Origin of the sequence: Bacillus sp. NEAU-CP5 (assembly GCF_026420705.1) — a bacterium.
GTDB classification, from domain to species: Bacteria; Bacillota; Bacilli; order Bacillales; family Bacillaceae; genus Bacillus; species Bacillus velezensis.
Map to the genome: position 1 here is coordinate 81,272 of NZ_JAPMOV010000004.1, position 26,354 is coordinate 107,625.

Annotated in this window: 24 protein-coding genes, 4 tRNA genes and 1 pseudogene; 26 read left to right on the forward strand and 3 right to left on the reverse strand. The window is 46.1% G+C overall.

All coding sequences use genetic code 11. From position 1 onward, the window contains the following. The first annotated feature begins 25 nt into the window (after positions 1-25). From OTK50_RS13185 to OTK50_RS13205, 5 genes are read left to right on the forward strand one after another with little or no spacing between them, the layout of a single operon-like run. Positions 26-682 carry a PIG-L deacetylase family protein gene (locus OTK50_RS13185; protein WP_023357224.1) on the forward strand — a complete coding sequence of 219 codons (657 nt, stop codon included), beginning with the start codon at positions 26-28 and terminating at the stop codon, positions 680-682. Continuing rightward, complete coding sequence (locus tag OTK50_RS13190; RefSeq protein WP_025285574.1) at positions 679-2,013, forward strand: glycosyltransferase family 4 protein; 1,335 nt, start codon at positions 679-681, stop codon at positions 2,011-2,013. Before OTK50_RS13185 ends, OTK50_RS13190 begins: the two co-directional genes overlap by 4 nt. Beyond that, positions 2,003-3,190, forward strand: a complete 1,188-nt coding sequence (locus tag OTK50_RS13195; protein WP_007614989.1) for a carbamoyl-phosphate synthase — start codon at positions 2,003-2,005, stop codon at positions 3,188-3,190. The genes OTK50_RS13190 and OTK50_RS13195 overlap by 11 nt, the downstream gene beginning before the upstream one ends. Then, a complete protein-coding gene (locus OTK50_RS13200) occupies positions 3,183-4,238 on the forward strand; it encodes a phosphotransferase (RefSeq protein ID WP_124935066.1) in 1,056 nt (351 codons plus the stop codon). The genes OTK50_RS13195 and OTK50_RS13200 overlap by 8 nt, the downstream gene beginning before the upstream one ends. A 22-nt stretch (positions 4,239-4,260) precedes the next feature. Further along, a complete protein-coding gene (locus OTK50_RS13205) occupies positions 4,261-5,553 on the forward strand; it encodes a glycosyltransferase family 4 protein (protein ID WP_266121899.1) in 1,293 nt (430 codons plus the stop codon). A 79-nt stretch (positions 5,554-5,632) separates the two neighbouring features. Here the strand turns inward: OTK50_RS13205 and OTK50_RS13210 are convergent. Both OTK50_RS13210 and OTK50_RS13215 read right to left on the reverse strand, forming a co-directional pair. Then, a pseudogene (locus OTK50_RS13210) lies at positions 5,633-5,881 on the reverse strand (hypothetical protein); the annotation flags it as partial. An 88-nt stretch (positions 5,882-5,969) separates the two neighbouring features. Continuing rightward, a complete protein-coding gene (locus OTK50_RS13215; protein WP_007407902.1) occupies positions 5,970-6,113 on the reverse strand; it encodes a YycC family protein in 144 nt (47 codons plus the stop codon). A gap of 118 nt (positions 6,114-6,231) precedes the next feature. Here OTK50_RS13215 and OTK50_RS13220 point away from each other — a divergent pair, with 118 nt between their 5' ends. Beyond that, complete coding sequence (locus tag OTK50_RS13220) at positions 6,232-6,441, forward strand: hypothetical protein (protein ID WP_015418617.1); 210 nt, start codon at positions 6,232-6,234, stop codon at positions 6,439-6,441. A 30-nt stretch (positions 6,442-6,471) separates the two neighbouring features. On the opposite strand, the gene OTK50_RS13225 is transcribed toward OTK50_RS13220, so the two are convergent. After that, positions 6,472-6,669, reverse strand: a complete 198-nt coding sequence (locus OTK50_RS13225; protein WP_025285570.1) for a DUF2188 domain-containing protein — start codon at positions 6,667-6,669, stop codon at positions 6,472-6,474. Between the two features lie 170 nt (positions 6,670-6,839). Between OTK50_RS13225 and dnaB the strand changes: the two genes are divergently transcribed. The 20 genes from dnaB (at position 6,840) to OTK50_RS13325 (ending at position 26,335) form a co-directional block, all read left to right on the forward strand. After that, complete coding sequence (gene dnaB / locus OTK50_RS13230) at positions 6,840-8,204, forward strand: replicative DNA helicase (protein WP_004393100.1); 1,365 nt, start codon at positions 6,840-6,842, stop codon at positions 8,202-8,204. Between the two features lie 116 nt (positions 8,205-8,320). Then, a complete protein-coding gene (locus OTK50_RS13235; protein WP_041482233.1) occupies positions 8,321-8,734 on the forward strand; it encodes a VOC family protein in 414 nt (137 codons plus the stop codon). Positions 8,735-8,972: 238 nt separating this feature from the next. Continuing rightward, complete coding sequence (gene purA / locus OTK50_RS13240) at positions 8,973-10,265, forward strand: adenylosuccinate synthase (RefSeq protein WP_004393102.1); 1,293 nt, start codon at positions 8,973-8,975, stop codon at positions 10,263-10,265. A 202-nt stretch (positions 10,266-10,467) separates the two neighbouring features. Continuing rightward, positions 10,468-10,543: transfer RNA gene (locus tag OTK50_RS13245), tRNA-Lys, on the forward strand. Positions 10,544-10,551: 8 nt separating this feature from the next. Further along, positions 10,552-10,623: transfer RNA gene (locus OTK50_RS13250), tRNA-Glu, on the forward strand. Between the two features lie 84 nt (positions 10,624-10,707). Continuing rightward, positions 10,708-10,784: transfer RNA gene (locus tag OTK50_RS13255), tRNA-Asp, on the forward strand. A 36-nt stretch (positions 10,785-10,820) separates the two neighbouring features. Continuing rightward, positions 10,821-10,893 (forward strand) — tRNA-Phe (locus tag OTK50_RS13260). A 337-nt stretch (positions 10,894-11,230) separates the two neighbouring features. Then, complete coding sequence (gene walR, locus OTK50_RS13265; RefSeq protein ID WP_004393104.1) at positions 11,231-11,938, forward strand: cell wall metabolism DNA-binding response regulator WalR; 708 nt, start codon at positions 11,231-11,233, stop codon at positions 11,936-11,938. 6 nt (positions 11,939-11,944) lie between these two features. Next, on the forward strand, positions 11,945-13,780 hold the full coding sequence (walK, locus tag OTK50_RS13270; RefSeq protein WP_004393106.1) for a cell wall metabolism sensor histidine kinase WalK: 1,836 nt from the start codon (positions 11,945-11,947) through the stop codon (positions 13,778-13,780). Further along, positions 13,770-15,128: a two-component system activity regulator YycH gene (gene yycH / locus OTK50_RS13275; protein ID WP_266121900.1), complete on the forward strand. Its 1,359-nt coding sequence runs from the start codon at positions 13,770-13,772 to the stop codon at positions 15,126-15,128. The genes walK and yycH overlap by 11 nt, the downstream gene beginning before the upstream one ends. Beyond that, positions 15,115-15,954, forward strand: a complete 840-nt coding sequence (locus OTK50_RS13280) for a two-component system regulatory protein YycI (protein ID WP_004393108.1) — start codon at positions 15,115-15,117, stop codon at positions 15,952-15,954. The genes yycH and OTK50_RS13280 overlap by 14 nt, the downstream gene beginning before the upstream one ends. A 14-nt stretch (positions 15,955-15,968) precedes the next feature. Then, positions 15,969-16,763, forward strand: coding sequence for an MBL fold metallo-hydrolase (locus OTK50_RS13285; protein ID WP_004393110.1), 795 nt, complete (start codon positions 15,969-15,971; stop codon positions 16,761-16,763). An 86-nt stretch (positions 16,764-16,849) separates the two neighbouring features. Beyond that, positions 16,850-18,046: a S1C family serine protease gene (locus tag OTK50_RS13290; RefSeq protein ID WP_071392522.1), complete on the forward strand. Its 1,197-nt coding sequence runs from the start codon at positions 16,850-16,852 to the stop codon at positions 18,044-18,046. Between the two features lie 508 nt (positions 18,047-18,554). Further along, the gene (locus tag OTK50_RS13295) at positions 18,555-18,767 is read left to right on the forward strand and encodes a winged helix-turn-helix domain-containing protein (protein ID WP_266121901.1); all 213 of its coding nucleotides are present in this window, start codon (positions 18,555-18,557) and stop codon (positions 18,765-18,767) included. Beyond that, entirely contained in the window at positions 18,764-20,182 is a 1,419-nt protein-coding gene (locus OTK50_RS13300; protein WP_266121902.1) for a sensor histidine kinase, read from the forward strand. Before OTK50_RS13295 ends, OTK50_RS13300 begins: the two co-directional genes overlap by 4 nt. Before the next feature lie 231 nt (positions 20,183-20,413). Further along, a complete protein-coding gene (locus OTK50_RS13305; RefSeq protein ID WP_146275939.1) occupies positions 20,414-21,421 on the forward strand; it encodes a ThiF family adenylyltransferase in 1,008 nt (335 codons plus the stop codon). Further along, entirely contained in the window at positions 21,418-22,740 is a 1,323-nt protein-coding gene (locus tag OTK50_RS13310) for an ABC transporter substrate-binding protein (RefSeq protein WP_266121903.1), read from the forward strand. Before OTK50_RS13305 ends, OTK50_RS13310 begins: the two co-directional genes overlap by 4 nt. Positions 22,741-22,758: 18 nt before the next feature. Beyond that, positions 22,759-23,949 (forward strand): MFS transporter, encoded by a 1,191-nt coding sequence (locus OTK50_RS13315; protein WP_014306161.1) that lies wholly within the window; start codon positions 22,759-22,761, stop codon positions 23,947-23,949. Positions 23,950-23,976: 27 nt separating this feature from the next. Beyond that, complete coding sequence (locus OTK50_RS13320) at positions 23,977-25,602, forward strand: ABC-F family ATP-binding cassette domain-containing protein (protein WP_070082649.1); 1,626 nt, start codon at positions 23,977-23,979, stop codon at positions 25,600-25,602. A 13-nt stretch (positions 25,603-25,615) separates the two neighbouring features. After that, entirely contained in the window at positions 25,616-26,335 is a 720-nt protein-coding gene (locus OTK50_RS13325) for a cupin-like domain-containing protein (RefSeq protein ID WP_004393125.1), read from the forward strand. Positions 26,336-26,354: the final 19 nt, after the last annotated feature.

Here is a 26,354-nt window from a genome sequence, read left to right on the forward strand (position 1 = left end):
ATTTGTTTGGTGGAGTGTGGAAAAAATGGCAGAATACATTATGGTTATCGGCGCTCATCCCGATGATGAACTATTGGGATCAGCGGGCACCATAAAACGGCTGATCAATGAAGGATATAAAGTGATTTCCGTTATTACGGCATTAGGAAGAAAAGAAGAAGCTCATCATATTAAACAATTAGGCGAACGCGCGAATCAAGAGCTTGGAATTGAGAAAGTCATCTTTTTGGAGCACACGAATTTAGAGCTGGAATGTATCCCTCTTCATAAGCTTGTCAAAGAATTAGAGCAGCTCATTCGCGTCTATCAGCCTGATAAAATCTTTACACATCATTACGGCGATATCAATATGGACCACCAGAGAACATTCCAAGCAGTTTTAACAGCCGCCAGGCCGCTTCCGAATCAAAAGCCTATCGAACTGCTTACGTTTGAAACGCTATCTTCAAGCGAGTGGGAGAGAAATACGGCTGATAAACTCTTCAAGCCCAATTACTTCGTCAATATCACAGACACAATGGATGCCAAACTCGCGGCGCTTCACCACTATGACGTAGAAATGAGGGATTACCCTCATCCCCGTTCATATGAAGGCGTAAAACATTTAGGAAAAGTCAGAGGGATGACGGCGGGTGTGGAATACGCTGAAGCTTTTGAAATCGTGCGGAGGATCTGGAAATGAACAAGACATTTTCCGTCCCCTATCCGTATATGATCCAGACGCTTGACCGCTACTACGGGGTCAAAACGCGCCTGCAAAAACAGAAAGCCATAAAGACACAGATGAAACATGCAGATCAAATTCCGCCGGTATACAGGAAAAAAAAGAAGTTATCCATTTTGATTGCCACGTTTTGGGACTACCCGCACACGGGCGGTTTATCAAACTATATTAAAACGCTTAGTGAAGGCCTGAAAAAGAGAGGTCATAAGGTGGATGTCATATCCCCTAATCTGTTTCCGTCCGCACAGGTAAAAGAACTGCGGGCGGCTGTTGTTCCGAAATTAAAAGATTTCTTTAAAGACAGATATGGGGATTATAACGATCATATTTTGAAAAATAATCGGCTGATGTTTATATACGAGCAAATGCTTCAAAAGATTCATTTGGAAAGATATGATGTGTTCCACGCTCAAGATTTATTTACAGCCAATATGTTAGGCAGGTTCAATCAAATCTATAAAAAACCTTTGTTTTTCACACCGCATGGCATGTTTACTTTCAACAGACTTAAATTTCACATCTTTAAAAAAGGCTCGGTAGAAGAGATTTATTATAAAACATTAGAGATGAAAGCCATTGAATACGCAGATCGCCTGATTATTATCAGCGATACGTTCCGCAGCCCGCTCATGAAGCTCGGAGCCGAACAGGAAGACATGACAACGGTGATCACAGGAATCGATTACGATGCAAAAACAGGCGGGAAAAGAAAAACCCCGGTACCGAAAAATAAGATCATCATCTCGTGTATTGCAAGATTAGGCCCGAGAAAAGGTCACAAATATTTACTGGACGCCCTTTCGAGAATTCCATCTGATGTACTTGAGCATGTTGAAGTGCTGATCGCGGGCGACGGAGAGATGAGGAGCGCCTTAGAGGAACAGGCTCGAAAACTGAATCTATCTATGGTTTCCTTTTTAGGAAAAAGAGATGATGTTCCCGCTATTTTGAATATGACGGACATATTCGTACTGCCGACCATTAATGATAGTCTGCCTATTTCGATTATTGAAGCGATGTTCAGCGGCTCGGCTATCATCGCGACCGATTGCGGGGGTATTCCGGATCTGATCCGCCATAACAAAACGGGGCTTATTGTCGAGCCGGGAAATGTAAAGGTTCTTGCCCGGGCTTTAGCGTTTTTTATCACTAACAAATCTGCGCGGAAGATAGCTGCTTCAAACGCAAAGGCCTACGCGGAGAAATATTTAAGCAGTGAGACGATGATAAAAAATATCGAATCGATTTATCAAAATACCAACAGCTCGGAGGGAGATCATGAAACATGAACATGCAGCCGTTGTACTTGATTTCAGTGCAAACGGGATTGGGATCATTCGCAGCCTGGCCCGAAGAGGAATCGATGTTTACGCGTTTGACACGGAGGGACCTTATCGTATCGGAAAATCAAGATTGGCAGATTGCGGGATATGTCCCAGCCCTTTAACACAAGAGGAAGAACTGCTGACATTTCTGACTGATTTCGGGAAGCGATTCCAAGCAAAGCCGGTTCTGTACGCAGGATCTGATGATTATGCGGGATTTATATCTAAATTCCGCGAGACATTAGCCGGTTTTTTTTTATTTTTGCTCCCGAGCCACTCTCTGTTAGAAACGGTTTTAGATAAAAGCAAAGCATATGAATTAGCGGTCAAGCATAACATCCCCTGCCCGAAAACCTTTTTTCCGAACAATCAGGATGAGCTGGAAGAGGCCATCGCCAATATTGACTTCCCGTGTATTTTAAAACCGGTGGCCGGCCATGAATACAGAAAAAAAGTAAACAAAAAAGCAATTGTAATGAAGGATGCCGCACAATTGCGCAAGGAGTTCAGCTCCTACAGAGAAAATGGAGAACTGCTCGTGCAGGAGATCATCCCCGGAGACAACCAGTGTTTTTATAAAGTCGCCACTTTTTATGATGACCAAATGAAATTAATGGGCCTATTCTCTCTGCAAAAGAACCATCAATTCCCTGCAGATTTTGGCGCGGGGGCCCACGTCGTCAGCAAACGGCTTCCTGATTTAATCGAGAAGACCCTGCCGTTTTTTGAAGCGATTCAGCTGAAGGGAGTAGGCATGGCGGAATTTAAAAAGGATCCCCGGGACAATGTTTACAAGTTTATCGAAATTAATCCGCGCTTTTGGCTCAGCCATAGCCTGACAGAACCGGCAGGCGTTCATTTCGTTTACATGTACTATCTGTATTTGACCGGACAACATGTGAAGCCCCAGCTCGAACAAAAAGACGGAATCAACTGGATTTATGAGGTGCGTTATTTCTTAACGTTTTTGAAGAAACGAAAAAGAGGAGAAATGACGTTCCGGGATTTTTGGAAAGGGTGTAAAGGAAAAAAAGAGTACGCTCTTTTTGCTTGGAATGACCCGATGCCATTTATCAGAAACACTTGGTCTCATCTCAAAAACAGCTGGAAACGGAAGCGGAAGGAAGATCGGCATGTATGAAAAGGAGATTTTGTATGGCGCATTTCAAAAACTGAGAATTGACGAAAAACTGTCGTATTCGTTCGGTGAAAGGGCTGCGGTGAATCCGGATGACATCACATGCCTGAAATCGACGGACAGAAGCGCCATTTATAAACTGTCTGTAAAGAAAAAATCCGGCACTGTTCCGCTGATATTGAAAGTATATAAATCTTCCCGTGAAAAAAATAAGGTCGAGATTAATATATACGGCAAAGCCCGTTCTGTTTTAGGGGATTTGCTGCCGGATATCTATCTTATAGAAGAAAGTGACCATGAAACGTGGATATTTATGGAGTTTGTCAGCCAGATCAGGGGACAGCTTACATTTCACCCGAAGCATTTCAAGTATATTATTCCGTCTGTCGCAGAACTGCACAGCCGCACCTTTGAAAACAAGAATATTTCTGACGGTAAATGGCGGTCGTGGCTGCCGGTATATGGATCGGAAACCATGAGAAAAGGGCGTAAAAAGCAGATCAAAAAGACAGCGGAATTATTGGATAGGGCTCTTAAAGATGAGCGCACAAAAGATATCGTGAAGCCTCATTATTGGCAAATCACAAACTTGCTTGAGCAGGAGGAGCCGGATTTTTTCCCTGAATTGATACAAAACGGCTCAGCCATCACACACGGTGATCTTCATATGCAGAATATCTGCACCCACGATGCGTCCGGACATGAACCGTGGAATATTCAATTCATCGATTGGGAATCCGCAAAATACGCGCCGGTTTGGTTTGACATGACAGTGCTGGTTGAAATTCTGCTTGGTTTCAGAAAAGATTGGAGCCGGCACGCAGAAGATATTCGGACGTATTGCGTAAAAGTGTATACGAAAGAAATGAAAAAGCGGGGCATTCATTTTCAGACCCCTCCTATGACGCTTTATAAAATGGCTTATTTGCAGAGAACACTTGAGAAAGGGCTTCATACCCAATTGCGGAGAATCTTCGACAATCGGGGAGGAGAACTGCTGCCGTATCATGTTGACAAAGTGTCAAAATGGGGACGGGAATTAGGATTATAAGTTTGAGAGAGGGGGAGCGGATGTGAAAGAAGAGATCGGCAAGCCGAACGGTCTGGTGCCTCCAGCCTTATTGCGCGTCATGGATCAATTTTACGGGATCGAACATCAAAGTGAGCCAGAGATGCTGTATTCGTTCTGTGCGGAAGGAAAAAGCTCCCCCAAACGAAAAAAGCCATTGCGTATTCTGTACGCAACCTTTCTCCGTTACCCGAATGTCGGAGGGTTGGCGAGTTATATCACGTCAATTAAGACGGGTTTTGAGCGCATCGGTCATCAGGCGGATGTCATCTCGCCGCTCCAAATGCCGCCAACTTTTTTTCAGGAAGATATCCCGCGGGCCGCTGACGAGATCAGAGCGTTACTTGTTGGCAGATACGGCGCCGCAAACGAAAAGTTAGTGAAGAATCTCAGTTATTTACATGTCTTTCAAAGATTTTTGAAGGAGAAAGACTTAGAACAATATGACCTGTTTCACGCGCAGGATTTATTTGCGGTATTTTTGCTGGGATACCTTAATCAAACGTACCAGCGTCCTCTTTTTTTCACGCCGCACGGACATTTTACGAAAAGCCGGATGAAGTTTCATAAAATCCAAAAGGGTTCAATAGAAGAGGCATATTTCAGTGAAATAGAAAGGCAGGGTATTCGGGCTTCGGATAAAATCATTACAATCAGCGACTCCTTTCACGAGCCCTTACTGGAGTACGGAGCGAAGGAGGCTCAGCTGACGACTGTTCATACCGGCATTGACATTCAGGATGCCCCTGAGCCAAAACGTGCTGAAAAGCTCGTGATTGCGTGCGTTTCCCGTCTGACCGAGCGAAAAGGACATGATGTGCTGCTGGACGCTCTCGCCCGCATCCGGCACCATTTATCCGGAGTTGATATATGGATCATCGGAGACGGAAACATGAGAGGGTTTCTGGAAGAGAAGAGACGGAAACTGGGCCTCTCAAATGTGTTTTTCCTCGGAAAACGACGTGATGTGCCGGCGCTTTTGGCTGAATCATCTATATTTGTCCTGCCGACATTGAATGATAATTTCCCTATAGCGATCATCGAAGCGATGTTCTCAGGCCAAGCCATTGTCGCAACTGACTGCGGAGGAATCCCTGAGATGATCCGGCATGAGGCCACAGGGCTTATTTGCCAGCCCGGCAACAGCCGCGAACTTGCTGATGCTCTCGTAATGCTGATTACGGATCAGTCTCTCAGGGAACGGCTTGGAAAAGAAGCGCGCTCCTATGCCGGCCGGCATCTGCGTCAGGAACTGATGGTTTCAAAAATAGAAAGTATTTATCAATCATTTTTCTGAATGATACCGGCGCCGCATGGCAGGTGCTTCAAGAGCAAAATAAAGAGGCCGGCGTTTAACTATCCAGCCTCTTTCCGAACTATTTTTTCATCTCATACAGAGTCTGCTGACTTTGTCCGCCCGGGCCGCCCGTCATTCCTTGCCGGGCTGAGCTTGTTTTTCCGGTGCTGTATTGGTCAGCTGAGATTTTTGTGCCGTGCTTTTTCCTCCATGAGACAAGCTTCGTATTGCCTGAATTGTTTCCGGATAATAAGAAATATTTCACTTTTCCTTCGTCAACAAGTTTTTTCAGCTGTGAGACGGTTAAAATCGGATCGGTTCCGTTCAAAGAATGTTTTACCAAAATTTTCTTAACGAAAAAAGAGGCGGAAAGCCATCGCTTCCGCCTCCCGCACATATATATGAGAGAGCAGCCTTTATTTGTGATCGTTCTCTTTTTGGACTTCAGCTAATTTGGCAAGCAGAATGTGCTGAGGCATGTGCATGATTCTCTCAAGCGGCATATTCAGTGATTCTGCGAGCTTTTGCGCCGTTTCGGCGGAAATTTGCAGCGGTTTCATGTGATCACTCCTTCCGTTTCTTTATTGTACTAAAATCAGAAATCTATCGTAAGAGGATATGACAAAGGAATGGAGGTTTGAAAAGCGGGGCTTTATAACAGAATGGGGGAGGTTTTTTATGCAATCGCCATTGATGTTATTACAGCTGAAGCTGGCTGATTATCAGAAAAAAGCCGCAGAACTGCGGACAATTGACGAATTTATCATACTGAAACAGACATTGCAGGACATGATGAAAGTATTCGCCGCCTGTGAAGAATGGGAGCTGTATCAAAAAACGGCCGATCTCATGGCGCAGACGGTGCTGCACATCCGTTTCATCGAATAAGAAAAGCCCTCGCTCGGGCGAAGGCTTTTCTTAAAAGGACCGTTCTTCTTCAATATTTTTATGCTGATCATAAATGACAAGCTTAGACGGGCTGTTCTCTTTAGCCGTCTGCTCCGCTTTCTCGATCGCCGCGTCCTTTGATGTATAAAGAGCCGTCGGCGCCACATTTTCCACCTTCACAAACCATCCGTCCGCATCAATACTGGGTGTTACTGCATATGTTTTCATCCTTCTTACCTCCTGGTTTCGATTTATTTATTTGTTTCCCAGCATTCGGAATGGTGAAACACGCAGCCGCTGTTTGACAAATACAGGGAAAGTGATGTTTTTCTATTCTTTTTCTTGAGAAATGGTAAAATGGAGTTTGGATATTTTTTAAGGAGAGGACGGTGCTTAGCATGACAGACCTTCTGAATGATCGGCTGCCGCCGCAAAACATAGAAGCTGAGCAGGCCGTGTTAGGTGCTGTTTTTTTACAGCCGTCTGCGTTAACACTGGCTTCTGAAGTGTTGATTCCGGATGATTTCTACAGAATGTCACATCAAAAAATTTACAATGCCATGCTCGTGCTCGGAGACCGCGGTGAACCGGTTGATTTGGTCACGGTAACGTCAGAGCTTGCGAATACCGATTTGTTAGAAGAGGTGGGAGGCGTCTCTTACCTGACGGACATCGCGAATTCCGTTCCGACAGCGGCTAATATAGAATATTACGCGAAAATCGTTGAGGAAAAATCGATTCTCCGCCGTTTAATCAGAACGGCGACCTCGATCGCTCAAGACGGGTATACGCGCGAGGATGAAGTTGAAGATTTATTAAGCGATGCGGAAAAAACGATTATGGAGGTCGCGCAGCGAAAAAATTCGGGCGCCTTCCAAAATATCAAAGACGTGCTTGTGCAAACATACGACAACATTGAGCAGCTTCACAACCGGAAAGGCGATATTACCGGGATTCCGACTGGTTTTATTGAGCTTGACCGGATGACGGCGGGTTTTCAGCGGAATGATTTGATCATTGTCGCGGCCCGTCCGTCTGTGGGGAAAACGGCGTTCGCCTTAAATATTGCGCAAAACGTGGCCACCAAAACGGATGAGAGCGTCGCGATATTCAGTCTTGAGATGGGTGCCGAGCAGCTTGTCATGCGTATGCTCTGCGCTGAAGGGAATATTAATGCCCAAAATCTCAGAACGGGAAATCTGACGGAAGAAGATTGGGGCAAGCTGACGATGGCGATGGGAAGTCTGTCAAACAGCGGTATCTTTATAGATGACACCCCCGGCATCCGCGTCAGCGAAATCCGTTCAAAATGCCGCAGGCTGAAGCAGGAAAACGGATTGGGCATGATTTTAATTGACTACTTGCAGCTCATTCAGGGAAGCGGCCGTTCAAGCGACAACCGCCAGCAAGAGGTATCGGAAATTTCACGGGCGCTAAAAGCGCTGGCGCGGGAGCTTGAAGTCCCGGTCATCGCCCTGTCTCAGCTCTCCCGGGGTGTTGAGCAGCGGCAGGATAAACGTCCGATGATGTCAGATATCCGTGAGTCGGGAAGTATTGAGCAGGATGCCGACATCGTCGCCTTCCTGTATCGTGATGATTACTATGATAAAGAATCCGAAAACAAAAACATCATCGAAATCATTATTGCCAAACAGCGTAACGGCCCGGTGGGCACCGTCTCACTGGCTTTTGTGAAAGAATACAATAAGTTCGTAAACCTGGAAAGGCGCTTTGATGACGGCGGTGTTCCGGCAGGTGCGTAAAGCCTCAAGCAATGTCTTGAGGCTTTTTTCATCCGAAAGAATGAGAGAATGCCGTCCGTTCGGCAGACGAAAAAAAGAAAGCGCTTTTATATAATGGCATTAAGGGAGGGATGATGATGGCAATTGAATTTCCGCAATTTCAAGCGGCGCAAATCCGGATTGCCCGGCCGACCGGACAGCTCAAAGAAATCATCAGGTTTTATGAAGAGGGCCTCGGGCTGAAGAGGGTCGGCAGTTTTTCCGGACATGAGGGCTACAGCGGCGTCATGTTCGGCCTGCCCCATACGCAATATCACTTAGAATTCACCGAAGAAACCGGCGCGTCTCAGCCGGCGCCCGTTCCGCACGGCGACAGCCTGCTTGTCTTTTACATCCAGGATCAACAGGAGGTCATCCGCATCAGCACGACATTAAAGCAGATGGGGTATGAGGAGAAAGCACCCGAAAACCCGTACTGGGAAGAAAAAGGCGTGACCATCGAAGATCCTGACGGCTGGCGGGTCGTCCTGATGAATACAAGCGGCATATAAGTGACTGTCTGAAGAACCCTGATTACGGGTTCTTTTTCTTGTTAAAGCATGAAAGTTTCGGGAGTAATAGATAGCAAATGAAAGAGAAAACGCTTTTAATCATGTTTAAGGCGAACAAACATAGATTGATAAGATTTAAATGTTCGGATTTACGATTGACTTTCTGTTTCGGCACTGATACACTTAATTTGTTTGAATGAGATATCGTTTTGAAAGGTTAACGGAGGTGCACGGATATATGTCTTCAGTAGTCGTAGTAGGTACGCAGTGGGGCGATGAAGGAAAAGGTAAAATTACAGATTTCCTATCAGAAAATGCAGAAGTGATCGCACGTTATCAAGGCGGAAACAATGCAGGACATACCATCAAGTTTGATGGCGTCACGTACAAGCTTCATTTAATCCCATCAGGAATTTTTTATAAAGAAAAAGCGTGTGTCATCGGGAACGGAATGGTTGTTGATCCGAAAGCGCTCGTAACGGAGCTTGCGTATCTTCATGAACGCAATGTGAGCACGGATAACTTGAGAATCAGCAACAGAGCCCACGTCATTCTTCCATACCATCTGAAACTGGATGAAGTAGAGGAAGAACGCAAAGGGGCCAATAAGATCGGCACAACGAAAAAAGGCATCGGACCTGCTTATATGGACAAAGCGGCGCGGATCGGCATCCGGATCGCAGACCTGCTAGATCGTGACGTGTTTGCTGAAAAGCTTGAACGGAACCTTGAAGAGAAAAACCGTCTGCTTGAAAAAATGTATGAAACAGAAGGCTTCAAAATTGAAGATATTCTGGATGAGTATTATGAATACGGCCAGCAGATTAAAAAGTATGTATGCGATACATCCGTCGTCTTAAATGACGCGCTGGATGAAGGCCGCCGCGTTTTATTTGAAGGCGCTCAAGGGGTTATGCTTGATATTGACCAAGGGACATACCCGTTTGTCACTTCATCCAACCCGGTCGCCGGAGGGGTGACGATCGGTTCAGGCGTAGGCCCGACAAAAATCCAGCACGTCGTCGGTGTATCTAAAGCGTACACAACCCGTGTCGGTGACGGTCCTTTCCCGACTGAGCTGAAAGATGAAATCGGAGATCAAATCCGTGAAGTCGGACGCGAATACGGCACAACGACAGGCCGTCCGCGCCGTGTCGGCTGGTTTGACAGCGTTGTTGTCCGCCACGCCCGCCGCGTCAGCGGAATCACAGATCTTTCTCTGAACTCAATCGATGTGCTGACTGGCATTGAAACATTGAAAATCTGTGTCGCTTACCGCTACAAAGGTGAAGTGATTGAAGAATTCCCGGCAAGTCTGAAAGCTCTTGCAGAGTGTGAACCGGTATATGAAGAAATGCCTGGCTGGACGGAAGATATCACAGGCGCAAAAACATTAAGCGATCTTCCTGAAAATGCGCGCCATTATCTGGAACGCGTGTCTCAGCTGACAGGTATTCCGCTTTCTATTTTCTCTGTCGGTCCCGACCGTTCACAAACGAACGTCATCCGCAGTGTATACCGCGCTAACTAAGAATTTGCAGCAAACAAGCCTCCGGTCACGGAGGCTTGTTTTTTTATGTAGGAAAAAAATAATAGATTTTTTTCAAAAAAGTAGTTGCCACTTTCGAATGTTCTATGATATTATAAATCTCGTTGTTACGGAACAGCTTCAATAGAGTACTGCAAGAAAGCTTTTGTCTGAATGCTCTATGATACATAATCCGACACATCAGGAGCCATTAGCTCAGTTGGTAGAGCATCTGACTTTTAATCAGAGGGTCGAAGGTTCGAGTCCTTCATGGCTCACCACTTTTTATGGCCCGTTGGTCAAGCGGTTAAGACACCGCCCTTTCACGGCGGTAACACGGGTTCGAATCCCGTACGGGTCATTGATTTACTTTAGCGTTATTGCTAACTCCTTATTTGTCCTCGGAGGGCCGCCACGATACGGCTCTCCGGACAAATTACTGTAAGGTCCGGTAGTTCAGTTGGTTAGAATGCCTGCCTGTCACGCAGGAGGTCGCGGGTTCGAGTCCCGTCCGGACCGCCATTTTACTTTACTTTATAGTATAGAAAAGAAACATCTGGCTCGGTAGCTCAGTTGGTAGAGCAACGGACTGAAAATCCGTGTGTCGGCGGTTCGATTCCGTCCCGAGCCACTTACCCAAACGCATCTGCAATAGTAGGTGCGTTTTTTCTTTTGTTATAAAAAAAGGGAGAGCCGGCTTTTCAGCCGGCCCAGAAGAAGACGTCAAACACTAGACGGCGTTTTTTTTCGTGAGGTTTCAAAAAAATATTATTTTTTAAAAGAAAATAAAAAACATGACAAAAGGATGGCAGTTCAATACGTTTTTGCGCTGTTCTCTTTAATTTTTTTATCTTTTGACCTGAAACCGTTATAATAGACGGGGAACGTTTTTCACGATCCGAATTGTGATCATCATGAAACATCAATAGATGAAATGAAGTCATTCTGGCAGGAGGAAAATCAAGATGATGGATAAGAAAATCCTTGTAGTCGATGATGAAAAACCGATTGCAGATATATTAGAGTTTAATTTAAGAAAAGAAGGCTATGACGTGCATTGTGCGTACGACGGAAACGAAGCCGTGGAAATGGTGGAGGAGCTTCAGCCTGATTTAATTCTTTTAGATATTATGCTTCCGAATAAAGACGGAGTTGAAGTGTGCCGGGAAGTCCGGAAAAAATATGATATGCCGATTATTATGCTGACGGCAAAAGACTCGGAGATTGACAAGGTCATCGGGCTTGAAATCGGAGCGGATGACTATGTCACGAAGCCTTTCAGCACGCGTGAGCTTCTGGCCCGCGTCAAAGCGAACCTGCGCCGCCAGCTTACGGTTGCGCCGGCTGAGGAAGAATCAGCTTCTAATGACATTCATATCGGTTCTCTCGTCATCTTCCCTGACGCTTATGTCGTATCAAAAAGAGAAGAAACGATCGAGCTGACTCATCGTGAGTTTGAATTGCTTCATTACTTAGCCAAACATATCGGACAGGTTATGACCCGTGAGCATCTGCTGCAGACTGTGTGGGGCTATGACTATTTCGGTGATGTGAGAACGGTGGATGTAACAGTGCGCCGCCTTCGTGAGAAAATCGAGGATAATCCGAGCCATCCGAACTGGATCGTCACAAGACGGGGTGTCGGTTATTACTTGAGAAACCCTGAACAGGACTAACCGGCGATGAATAAGGTTGGTTTTTTTCGGTCGATTCAGTTTAAGATCACGCTGATCTATGTGCTTCTCATTATCATCGCCATGCAGATTATCGGCGTGTACTTTGTGAAACAGGTGGAGAATTCTCTTCTCAAGTCCTATGAATTATCGTTAAATCAGCGGATTGACAATCTTTCCTATTATATTGAGCAGGAATATAAAGGAGATAATGACAGCACCGTCATTAAAGATGACGTCAAACGGATTTTGAATGATTTTACGAAGAATAATGAAATACGGGAGATTACATTTGTTGATAAAAGCTATGAGGTCGTCGGTTCCTCGAGGCCTTATGGTGAGGAAATAGCGGGGAAACAGACGACTGACCCGATTTTTAAACGGATTTTCTCAACAAAGCAGGCCTATTCAAAAAAATATTATGATCCTAAAAGCAAAAACAGAGTGCTGATTTCGGCAAAACCTGTCGTCACAGAGAATCAGGAAGTTGTCGGCGCGATATATGTCGTGGCCAGTATGGAAGATACCTTTAACCAGATGAAAACCGTCAACTCGATTCTTGCTTCTGGAACAGGCTTAGCCCTTGTTCTGACGGCTCTTCTCGGTATATTTCTCGCCCGCACCATTACCCATCCGCTGTCGGATATGCGTAAGCAGGCGATGGAACTGGCAAAAGGGAATTTCTCCAGAAAGGTGCGGAAATACGGGCATGATGAAATCGGTCAGCTCGCAACGACGTTCAACCATCTGACGAGAGAGCTTGAAGATGCCCAAGCCATGACGGAAGGGGAGAGAAGAAAGCTTTCTTCCGTTATCGCGTATATGACGGACGGTGTCATCGCTACGAATCGCAATGGAGCTATTATTCTTTTAAACAGCCCTGCGCTTGAGCTGCTGAATGTTTCACGTGAAACGGCTTTAGAGATGCCGATTACGTCTTTATTAGGCATAAAAGAGAACTTTACATTTGAGGATTTAGTAGAACAGCAGGATTCCATGCTGCTGGAGATCGAACGTGACGATGAAACGACTGTACTGCGGGTGAATTTTTCCGTTATTCAGAGAGAGCACGGAAAAATCGACGGTTTAATCGCGGTTCTTTATGATGTCACCGAACAGGAAAAACTCGATCGGGAACGCAGAGAGTTCGTTGCCAACGTGTCTCATGAGCTGCGGACACCGCTGACGACCATGCGAAGCTATTTAGAGGCGCTTGCAGAAGGCGCGTGGGAAAACAAAGATATCGCTCCGCGTTTCTTAATGGTGACCCAAAATGAGACTGAGCGCATGATCAGATTGGTGAACGACCTGCTTCAGCTTTCTAAATTCGACAGCAAAGATTATCAGTTTAATCGGGAGTGGATTCATATGATCCGCTTTATGTCACTGATTATCGATCGTTTTGAAATGACAAAAGAACAGCATGTCGAATTTATCCGCGAGCTGCCGGACAGAAATCTGTACGTGGAGATTGATCAGGATAAAGTGACGCAGGTTCTCGATAATATCATTTCTAACGCACTGAAATACTCACCGGAAGGCGGACATGTCACTTTCTCAGTCGATGTGAATGAGAAAGAAGAGCTGCTTTATATCAGCGTAAAAGATGAAGGTATCGGCATTCCGAAAAAAGATGTGGAAAAAGTCTTTGACCGTTTCTACAGAGTGGATAAAGCGCGCACGAGAAAACTCGGCGGCACCGGGCTCGGCCTTGCGATTGCAAAAGAGATGGTTCAGGCGCACGGCGGAGACATTTGGGCCGACAGTGTAGAAGGCAAAGGAACGAAGATTACATTTACTCTTCCATATAAAGAAGAGCAAGAGGATGATTGGGATGAGGCGTGAAAATATAAAAACAGTCATACTGTCAGTGCTGGTCGTCATTAGTCTTGTTTTAACATGGGGAATTTGGACATTCCAGCCCAATTTTTCAGAAGGCACGGCCTCAACCAAATCGACTGTCCGGGAAAAGCATAAAATTGATAAAACGAGTCAAAAAGTAGCGCAAACGGTAAAACCCCGGGATATGTTTATTCATACAAACGGCTCTCATTATAAAGTGGATGATGAGACGCTCTTTAATGACCTGTGGGCGGATTTGCCGCAATGGGAAGTAAAAGGGATGAAGGATATTTCCGATCAATACGACAAGCTCGGTTTTAAAAATTGGCTTTACGGCAGAAACGGCAATTCGGCAAAGCTCGATCTGCAATTCAATGACACCATTCCGATTGATTTCTTCCAATCGATGTTTAAATGGTCGAATCCGTCAATGGAATACAGCTCATTTGACCATATTGTCATTCCGTTTAATGAGAATAAGACGAATAAGAAGATTTACATGGTCTCGTACAGCAAGCAGCTGATTTTGGAAGTGACTGTGGAATCGGCGAATTACCGCAATCTGATGAATGAGCTGTACAGCAAAAAGTCGAGTATGCCGTTATACCACCTCTATTCGGTCGGAAAAAGCAAAGAATTTCTCATGCCGAATGCGCGGTTTAATATGAAGGAAAAAGAATTTATCACTGAAACCATTAAGACGAACCTGTTTAAGCAGACGCTTTTTAATGATCCGAGCACGGTCAGAGAAGACCCGAATTACAATCGGAATGTGCTGACTGACGGAATCAGCCGTCTGGAAATCAATTCGACACAGCGGCAGATTCAATTCCAGCATCGGAACCTGGCACAAAGCGCTTCTTACCAAACGGGTGAGCTGATTAAGAAAAGCTATAAATATTTAGAGGATACGGGAAGCTGGACGGATCATTATCAATTTTTCAATGTGAGTGATAACCAGCAGCTGAGTTTCTACATGTTTAAAGACCAAATGCCTGTGATCAACAGCACGTCTAAGCCTTTCGGATCCGGACCTGTTTTGACCCTGCAATGGGCCAATGACGAGGTTCTCAGCTACAAGCGGCCGAACTATGTTCTCGGGCCGAATCCGATTAAAACAAAAGACGTAAAAATGATGAACGGCAATGAGGTTGTGTCTCTGCTGGAGCAGCAGGATAAATACGACGTGAACAAAATCGACCAGATCTTCCTGTCCTATCAAATGGTCTCTTCGTCAACGAATGATCTCGTTGAACTGGAACCCGTCTGGAGTATGAAAATCAACGGGAAGATCGTCCCGATTACGAAAGATCTGCTGGGGAAGGAGGAGGACGATAATGGAGTGGAATAAGACAAAAACGATCTTCATCATTGCCTTCCTCATCCTCGATATTTTTCTCGGCTATCAGTTTTTTGAAAAACGCTCGAGCAGTGAATACGAAGTGATTAAAAATTCAAACGTGGAAAAAGACATGGAGATGGATCATATCACATTTGGCAACCTGTCTTCTGATTCCGCGACGGGCTACCGGCTGACGGCGGGCCAAAAAGTATTTACCGCTGAAGATATTGATGCTTTGAAGGATCAAAAGCCGTTAATGGAAATGCCGGCGGATGATCACAAGGTCACAACGCTGAAAATGAAATTTACCGATCCGGTCGGTTTATCGAAGCAAAAACCGCAGGAGGATGCGGAATCGCTCGTCAGCTCTAAAGTAACCGGCGGTGAAAAATATAAACTGTGGAAAGTCGACAAGGATCAAAAACAGATCATTTTTTACCAGACGTATGACGGACAGTTTATTTATCAGGATTTTGACTCGTCCACGGATGCGATCGGACAGGTGATTCTGCATCTGAACGATAAAAACCAGGTCGTATCTTACGAGCAGACCATGCTGGAGTCATTCAAGCGAATCCAGACCGAGAGCCTGATTCCTGAGCTTGATGCGGTCGAATTATTGTATTCTCAAAATTACTTAAAAGCGAATTGCGCCGTTAAAAGCGTCAAGTTCGGCTATATTGCCCAATACCCGCTGACAAGTACGCAGGTGCTGGCGCCGGTATGGAGAATTACAATTGAAGATAAGTCAAAAGGGACGAAGAAAAAGACACAGCAAACGTACACTGTGAATGCATTGGAAAGCACAGTCATTGATAACAATCAAAATAAATAATGGAGTGAGACACAATGGGCTTGCAATTTAGCGTGCTTGCGAGCGGGAGTACCGGAAACGCGTTTTATCTGGAGACAGAGGAGCACTCTTTTCTGGTGGATGCCGGCCTGAGTGGTAAAGCGATGGACGGGCTGATGGAGAGAATCGGCCGTAAGATAGACGACGTCGACGGCATCTTTGTCACTCACGAGCACAGCGACCATATTAAAGGGCTCGGCGTCATTGCGAGAAAGTACGGTCTACCCGTCTACGCCAATGAAAAGACGTGGAAAGCGATGGAGAATCAGATCGGCAAGCTGGATACCGGACAAAAGTTTTTGTTCCCGATGGAAAGCGTGAAATCTTTCGGCGGGCTTGATGTTGAGTCATTCGGCGTCTCTCATGACGCGGCCGAGCCGATGTTTTACGTTTTCCACTACCAAGGCAGAAAGCTCGCGCTGATGACGGACACCGGATATGTGAGCGACAGAATGAAAGGCATCATCCGTTCGGCCAATGTGTTTGTGTTTGAAAGCAACCATGACGTCGGCATGCTGCAAATGGGCAGATACCCTTGGAGCATTAAGCGGCGGATTTTAAGCGATGTCGGCCACGTCTCGAATGAAGATGCGGCGCTCGCCATGACTGATGTCATCGGCGACGGCACATCGCGCATCTATTTGGCGCATCTGAGCCAAGACAACAATATGAAGGAACTGGCGAGAATGTCCGTGCAGCAGACATTGGCTGCGAAAGGATTTGTCGCCGGGGAAACGTTTCAGTTATTTGATACCGATCCGAAAATTCCGACGCCGCTGTGCGCCGTGTAATTTTTCCAAATGAATCATGATTATTAATCCGCGATCTGACCCACACTATAAGCAAATCGAGTACTCTTGAAAGGATTTGAGATAGGGTGGATTATAATCGCGATGATGAACAGTACGCCTCCGAACAGCCCCGCCGCAGCAAGAGAGGATACTTTCTATCAAGTCTGATCGGCGTCATCGTCGGGGCCGCGCTCATGGCTTTCCTGCTGCCGTACTGGACAGGCGGAGACCATGGAGACAGCAGCAAAAGCACCAGCCAGCGTCTCGGCAGCGAACAGGTGAAAACAGTCAACGTAAATGTCAATGACGCTGTCACGAATATGGTCAGCCGTGTATCGGATTCGGTAGTCGGCGTTCTCAATATCCAAAAGACCGATATTTGGGGAGAGGGCGGCGAAGCGGGAAGCGGTTCGGGCGTCATTTACAAAAAGAACGGAAACACATCTTATATCGTAACCAATCACCATGTCATTGAAGGTGCGACTGAGATTGAGATCAGCCTGAAGGATGGCTCGCGCGTGCCTGCTGAGCTGATCGGGAGCGACCGTCTGATGGATCTCGCGGTACTGAAGGTGAAGTCTGATAAAATCAAATCGGCCGCCCAGTTCGGCAATTCTGATCAAGTCAAAGTCGGAGAACCGGTCATTGCGATCGGAAATCCGCTCGGACTTGAATTTGCGGGATCAGTGACACAGGGGATCATTTCAGGCACGGAAAGAGCGGTGCCCGTTGACTCAAACGGCGACGGACATCCGGATTGGAATGCCGAAGTGCTGCAGACCGACGCCGCGATTAATCCCGGCAACAGCGGCGGCGCTTTGATGAATATATCGGGCAAGGTGGTCGGCATCAACTCAATGAAGATCGCTGAATCCGCCGTTGAAGGAATCGGCCTGTCCATTCCGTCAAAGCTTGTCATTCCCGTTATTCAGGATTTAGAAAAATACGGAGAAGTCCGACGGCCTTTCCTCGGTATTGAGATGAAATCCTTAACGGATATTGCGAGCTACCATTGGAGCCAGACGCTGAAACTCCCGAAAGGCGTTAAAACCGGGGCGGTCATTATGGGTGTCGACGCGTTTTCACCGGCCGGAAAAGCGGGTTTGAAAAAGCTCGACGTGATCACTGGATTCGACGGACATAAGGTCAATGACGTTGTGGATCTCCGCGAGCGCCTGTATCGCAAAAAGATCGGCGACCGTGTGAACATCACGTTCTACCGTTCGGGAAAGAAAAAAACAGCGGAAGTCAAACTGACAGAAGCGGATCGATTACAGAAATAAAAAACAGCCCGGATGTCCGGGCTGTTTTTTATTGATTTATTTGCTAATATTATACTATTGTGAAGCGGGGAGGTGAAACACATGAAAACGGCTGATGTGATCATCGTATTGAATGAAATCGAGGGTGAATGTGAAGGAAGAATTATTTTAGAATGCAGAATTTAAGAAAATGAAACACGTCATATCAAACGTCCTTTTTCGGGGGCGCTTTTTTTATGCCTTTTTTCAGAAGCCATAAAAAAGAACTGAACGCGGATCTCAACACGTTCAGTTGAAAATGGGTATGTTTAGAAAAGGGCAGACATGACCTTAGAACTTTGTAATTGAAACAGACTGGTGCTGAATTGAAGCGGCAGCTTATTGATTATGATTTGCAGATAGTTCCGTTTTGAGCGTTTACTTTCACCAATTCAGCTTAGCTTTCGTTTTGTTTCAGATAAAAGCGAATAATAGAAGGGGAAGCGAAAAAAATAAACACAGGCTGATACATCTAAGGAGAGACTGCATCATGAATAAGTTGAAAGGCATCAAGCTGCTGAGTGCAGACGGCGAGTCTGCACTCATTGATTCTTTAACGATGGGGCTTCATCACGGAACGGTCCTCGGGGAAGACAATATCCTCGAGGCATACATCCGTTCTTTGCGCGAAAAGCTGAAGGACAAAGAGCACAAGGTGATTCGCACGGTTCGGGGCGCCGGGTACAGGGTGGATCTGGCATGAAACGGCTTTACAGAACCCTGCGGTTCCAGCTCCTGTTCAGATCATTGGCGATGTTGACCTTGCTGTTATGTTTCATCGGCGGCACACAGTACATGTTGATGAAACGGACGATGTATGAAAATCAGGCGATCAGCATTCAGAGTGATATCAATTCAATGGATCAAAGCGTATGGAGGTCAATCAAAACCCTTGCCCGTTCCGAAACACCGGCTCATCCGAAGGTGATTTACCCCGGGGTGACGGTTGCTTTTATCAATCAATCATACAAGATGTCAGTTTTATCAGAAGACCCGCACGCGGGGGCCGCTCCTTCTTTTCCGAAAAACGTGTATCGGGATGCGCTGACAGATACAATGGCGCTTCACTATCAGGTGGCTCACAATAAGGCGGGTGAGGAAATCATCGTCGTGTTTCAGGCGATTTCCGTTGACGGAAGGCAGGCGGGAGTTGTGCAGATGAGCACGCTGACCCAGCCTCTGAATGATTCGCTTTTCCGCCAGATCAGCATTTTCGCGATGCTTTCCTTTGCGGCTTTGGTCATCGGACTGTTTGTTTTTTTGCCGGTGATCCGGCTCACACTCAAGCCGCTGTCCCGCATTGTGCATATGATGGGTGACATTCATGCCGGCAGTCTCGATAAACGGCTGCCGATTGATAGGAAGCAGGCCGAAATTGAGTCATTGGGCATCTCCATCAATCAGATGCTGGAACGGATTGAAACCGCGTTTCAGGCGGAAAAAGAAGCGAAGGAGCGTATCCGGCAGTTTGTATCAGACGCATCACATGAGCTGAGAACGCCGCTTACCTCCATTCACGGCTTTATCGAAATTTTAATGCGCGGGGCGGCGGAAAAGCCGGAGCAGAAAGAAAAAGCGCTTCAAAGCATGTACGCGGAATCCGTCAGGGCGAATAAACTGATAAAGGATCTTTTGTTTCTCGCGAAGATTGACCGGGAGCCGAGCTTTGAAATGAAAAAAGGGGCATTGGGAGACGTCATTTTGGAAATGGAGGCTGAGCTGAAGCTGCTCGCGAGAAACCGGAAACTCGAGTTCTTTGTCGATCAAAAGATAGAAGCTGTTTTTGACAAAGACAAAATGAAGCAGGCCATTCTCAATCTCTTTTACAATGCGGTGCAGCATACGGATGAAGACATGGGTGTCATCACCGTCTCCCTGCAGAAAGACGGAGGAATCATGCTGATGATTGCGGATAACGGAACGGGAATCACTCCGGAGCATGTGCCTCATTTGTTTGACCGGTTTTACAGGGCGGAAACCTCCCGATCCCGTCAATCCGGCGGCACGGGGCTGGGTCTTGCCATTACAAAAACCATTATCGACAGCCATAACGGAACAATTGAAGTGAAAAGTGAGCAGGGAAAAGGCTCCGTGTTCATCATCCGGCTGCCGGGATAAACCGGGATGCCGGAAGAAATATCACAATTTATATATAAATTCTAAATTTTCAAAAAATAACTTGTCCTTTTCCAATATTGATGATAATATCTAGTTATTGGTAAAGGGGGTGTGTACTGATGAAGATTGAAGAACTTGATCTTGATACAGAAACAGCAAGCTTGGTGCAGCGTTGCTAGTAAAGCCGTGACTCCCCTCATTGGGGAGTTATTATCTTTCAGGGGGTATGTCATGATGTCAACGGACTGTAAGCGCTGGAAGTTTAAAGACAGCGTGCAGGTGCTGACCTACACGGCGCATATTATCATTCAATATCGAAAGGCGATTAAGCTTGGGCATACGAGTGAGATCAAAGAGGCGGTTGAACGGCTGATCACCGGCTGTGAAAAACAAGAGCTTTCTGATCTTCTGGGAGAGGAAGCGGGAAACCGGTTTTTCGATGCGTTAATGAAATTGGATGCTTTAATAGAGCCATGGCAAAACGGCCGTGAAGGCTGCATCACTGAAAAGCAGCTGTACCATTTTGAGAAATACAACCAAAACCCCAATCTGATCCAAAACAGGTTAGACGGCAGCAGGGCAGCGATCGTGGGTCTGGGGGGCGTCGGAACGATCATTCTTCAAAACCTTTTGGCGGCGGGCATCCAGCATTTTATTCTCATTGATTTCGATGCCGTATCAGTACATAACCTGAACAGACAATTCGTCTATAATAAATCTTCTGTAGGCAAATTAAAGATCTCAGAATGCAGAGATTATATTGCGGGTATCAATCCCCATGCGGACGCAGCACTTTACCATCAGGAAATGACACAGCCGCAGGACCTGCGTGTGTTAGATCCGTACGAAATTGATATCGTCATAAATGCCGCTGACAAACCCCATAACATTTCTGAATGGGTTTATCAGTATTGTAAGCAGCGGAATATCGCGTTTATGACCGGGGGTGTCGGCAGCTTCAGCGGCCAATGGGGGCCTCTGCTCACGCCTGAATCCTATCAATCCGGCGTCACCTATGAAAAAAGCATGCCGGCCGGACTTCTGAACTGTTACCCCGATGAACCGATCAAAGGTTCTTTAGGGGCGACAAACGGTATTATATCCTCGTTTATGTCTCATGACATTATCACATACCTTGCAGGCGGAAGCCCGAAATCCCTGAATACCCGCATCGGCTTGGACTTTGACGGCCTTCATATTACAGAAACGAAGCTTTCTCAAAAGGAAAGCGCTTTATGAAGACGATGCATCGTACGGCGAGAAAACCGGGCGACCCTCTGAAAATAGAAATCGACACAAGCCCGATACGCTTGAACCCATTAGATACGCAGGATTACACAAGCAAGATGATTTGCAGCATTATGTATGAAAGCCTGCAGGACGGCTATAACTGCCGAATCATCCGCAAAGATCGCCGCACCTGTCAGGTGGACATTCACCCGGACTATTTAGGTGACGCCGAGGGTGTGGTTCAAACGATCATCTATCATCTGACGAAAGAAAACCAAAGTCCCCATCTCGGCAGTTTCCTGAACATAAAACAGGCCGTTCCGTATGTAAAAGGCCTCGTCTCTTCCGATCAGCTCGGGGTGAACGTAACGGGTGAAAAACGATTTGAAGTCACCTTGGACGAGCCGTCTGATGAAATAGAAGCCGTTTTGCAGAGCAGCTTTCTGATTCCGGGAACCGCCGGGGGTGATGTGCCGGAAAACGGCCCGTACCGATTCAAGCGTACGTTTGAGAAAGGGCTGGAATTTGAGCGGAATCCGCAATATAAAATGACGCCCGCGGATCACCGCACCGTTCAGATCATCCAATTTATTTTGAATGATGATCTGGAAAAAAGCATCGGGCTGTACGAAGCGAATCAAACGGACGTGACCTGCCACACCCAGTTTCATCATTCCAACATGAGGTATCGGCAGTATGCTGATTTTAAAGAAAATCATTTGCCGATGTTATTTACCTTCAAGGTAAAGGACGGCATGCTGAGAACTTTCATTCAGCATTATTTTGATAAACAAAAGCTGGCCGGGGATTTGGGGCATATTATCACACCGACTGATTCACTGATCGGTATCTGGGAAAGCGGGCGGACACCGAAGAAAGATCCGACCCTTTTGACAAAAGAAGAGCCGATCCGAATCGTTTATGCCGATTATTATCCCAACGGAGAGATCATTGAAAGGCTGGCTGAATTGTTTCGGCGGGCCGGAGCGGACGTATCCGTCTCCCGCGTCAGTCATTTCAATGATTATTACCATATGGATAAAAGCGGGTTTGATATTGAGCTCCATTTGTTCCTGCCGGCTTACATGCATGAGCTGAGCTATATCAAATATTTCATCCGCGACATCAGCGATCCGGGGAAGAAAAAAACGATCATTGATGCCATAGGATCTGAAAAAAAGAAGGAACTTTTTGGGTTATTCGAGAATACAACTCATTATTGCCCAATTTGTTTTGGGAAAAGTCTGTATCTGCAAGATCCATGTATAGAGGGTTTTAGTGTGAAGACTGACGGGCTCCTTTCTGTTCATGATGTTAAATGCAGATAGCTGGAAAGGGGTATTCATTTGCGGAATCGAAATTTGCTTTACTTCTCCGGTTTTTTCGGAAACTTCTTTTTCGAACGGGGAATTTGGATTTTATATTTAACAAGCATGAATTATTCATTGTTTCTAGTGGGCATCCTGCAATCGGTCCTGAATTTGGCGATGTTTCTGGCGGAAGTGCCGAGCGGCGTCATCTCGGACAGAATCGGGAGAAAAAAATCGCTCTTGCTCGGCCATTTTATGGTCATTGTCTATTTGGTGATGTTCCTGAGCTTCCATAACTTCATCGCCCTCTTCATCGCCCATATTATATACGGTATCGGGCTGACGTTTATATCAGGAACGGATCACGCCTTTTTGTTTGATTCACTGAAAGAACAAGGGAAAGAAAAGTGGTACGGCAAATCCATCGGAAATTATAACGGACTTGTCATACTCGGTCTTGCGATCGCCATGGGCATCGGCGGCTACTTGCAGGAAATATCATGGTCGTATGTGTTTATCGCCGGGATTGTGACTCAGCTGATTGCGATGGCGGTCATTACACAGCTGACGGAAATCAAATTTGAAAACAGTGAACACGAAACGCAGACGGTCGGGGACATCTTAAAAGAAGTCAAAGATTTCTTCAGGCTGAACAAAGCCTTTAAATATCTGGTGCTGTCACTGTCTGTTTTCTTTGCGATTACATCGGTTTTTTATATGTACGGACAAGATTTGTTAAGTCAGGAAGGGCTGTCCGTGCGCAATATATCCATTATTTTTGCGGGACTGTCCATCTTGCAGGCGCTGTGCTCCATCTTTTCTTCAAAGCCGGCGGAAAAATTCACGCCGAGGCGCGTGCTTCTGCTGACATTCTGCATCATCGGGGCGGCCTATCTGTTTATACCTTCGGGCAGCCTGTACGTGACGATTGCAGCTTTTGTCGTCATCAACGCGCTCTATGATGTGATAGAACCCGTATCCAGTCAGGTGGTGAATAATGAGATTCCGTCCAGAACGAGAGCCACGCTGCTGTCCATTATCAGTTTGATGACCTCGCTCTTCATGTTCATTGCCTTTCCGTTTATCGGATTCTTAACGGACTATTTTGATTCAGCTTTGCTGCTGACCGCAATCGGGGTATTATCCATCTTATTGTCGCTGTTTATGATGCTCAGCTTTTACAAACTGAAAGCGAGCGTCGCCATCCAGAATAAAGTCGAGCTTTGAACCAGAATGACAAAGGGATGATGTGAATTGCTGAATATTCATAATCTTACGGTAAATTTAGCGGGAGATACCATTTTCAAACAAGTTTCTTTTTTCATCAATGAAGGCGAAAAAGTGCTTGTGGCCGGGCCGAACGGTTCCGGCAAAAGCACGCTGTTCAGGGTGCTTTCCGGGGAGCTTGAGGCGGATGAAGGAACGATTGCGATCAACAAAGGGGCGAAGGTCGGTTTGCTGAAGCAGATCGCTGATCCCCATGAGGATCTGACATTGTATCAATATCTGGAAAAATCGTTTGAAGCTCTCGCGGCGATCCAGAAGGAAATGAAGGCCATTGAGCTGAAGCTTTCGGAACCGATGAGTGATGACGAGCTGACTGCTTTATTGGAAAAGTACAGTCAATACACGGAAACATTTGAGCGGAACAACGGCTACCAGATGCATGCGATGATTGACGAGGTATGCAACGGGCTCAGCCTCAGCGAATTAAAGGATCAGCCGTTTTCAAAGCTGAGCGGCGGCGAAAAAACAAAAGCCGGCCTTGCCGAAATTTTAATCCGCAACGACGACATTATACTGCTGGACGAGCCGACCAACCATTTGGATGTTCATGCGATTGAGTGGCTTGAAGGGTTTATTAAAAAATCGAACAAAACCATTCTGTTTACGACCCACGATAAAACGTTTGCCGACCAAACGGCGATGAAGGTGCTCGAGATTGATGATACTGAGGTGAAGATTTGGCCTTACGGTTTCAGCGAATACCTGAAAAAGCGGGAAGAATTCATCATCGCCCAGTTTGAGAAATATGAAGAACAGCAGAGAAAAATACAGAAGATGAAGGAATCCATCGCCCAGCTGAGAGATTGGGCCAACCGCTCGAATCCGCCGTCTGTCAGCCTGCACAGACGCGCGAATAATATGGAAAAGGCGCTGAAAAGGATCGAGCTGATCAATAAGCCGGTCCGGACGGAGCAAAAATTAAAAAACGCATTTCAGGAAGCGGGCGCCGGTTCAAAAGATATTGTGTTCATTGAAAACGGAAAGGTGGCCAACGGATCTTCCCTTTTATATCAAAATGTGAATCTGCGAATAAAGCATAAAGACAGAATCGGCGTCGTCGGCAGAAACGGCGTCGGCAAAACAACGCTGATCCGCTGTATCATCGGGGAAAGAGAACTGTCGGACGGCACCATTAAAGTGGGGGAAAATCTTAAGATAGGCTACATTGATCAAAAGAGCCAAGTCGGAGATTCGAGTCAGACGATTCTGCAATTCTTTAAAGAAAATCTGCTGACTGAAGAGGGCATGGCCCGGAATATGCTGGCCAAGTACGGATTTTACGGGTCGTCGGTCTTTAAAAAACTTTCCGTCCTGTCGGGCGGTGAGAGAATCAGGCTGAAGCTGTCCATCTTAATGGAAAAAAAGCTGAATGTCCTGATCCTGGATGAGCCGACCAACCACTTGGATATTGAATCTCAGGAAATTCTCGAAAACAGCCTGATGCAGTTTCAAGGCACCATCATCTGCGTTTCTCACGACAGAAACCTGCTGGAGAAGTTCAACAAGATTTTCTGGCTTGAGAATCAAAACGTCACCATCTTTTCAGGTCCATACAGTTACGCCAAACAAAAAAAACGGCAGATTGCCGAATAAAAGGGGAATGGATATGACCATTGACAGACTGACAATCAATGAGTTATCGTACGATCTTTTTGTAAGCGAGTATGCTGATAAGAAACCTTTTATTTTGACGGGGGCAATGGATCACTGGGAATGCAGGCCGTGGACGCTTGAATACATTGACGAACACTATGGAGACAGAATGGTCACCATCCGGAAATCAGATATCGAAGGGGTCAAAACGTTTAAACAAGTAAAGCTTTCCAACTATATCGAGTACATTGATCAGAATGATGACAAATGGTACTGTGACTGGAATTTTACGCAGCTGAACCAAAATGACTTAGACCTTGTCTATTCCGCACCCGAGTATTTTACAAAAGACACATTGAGAGCGGATGAAGAAACGGGACGGGACTGGAAATGGTTCTTTCTCGGTTCTAAGCAGACAGGCACGCCGCTGCATCAGGATTTTAACAGCACGCACGCGTGGAACGGCGTCATTTTCGGGGAGAAGGAATGGATTTTCTATCATCCGGACGACTCTCCTTATTTGTACGAAGGAAATATCAATGTCTTTGATGAAAAAGATATAGAGCAAAAACCGCTGGCGCAAAAGGCGTCTCCGATCCGCTTCAGACAAAAGGCGGGAGAAATCATTTACGCGCCGCGCCATTGGTGGCATCAAGTCGAGAATACGGAACATACATTGGCAGTGAGTGAGAACTTTTGGTTTACCGGAGAGCGGCTTGCCAATCAGATATAAACGAAAGGCTGAGGAGCAT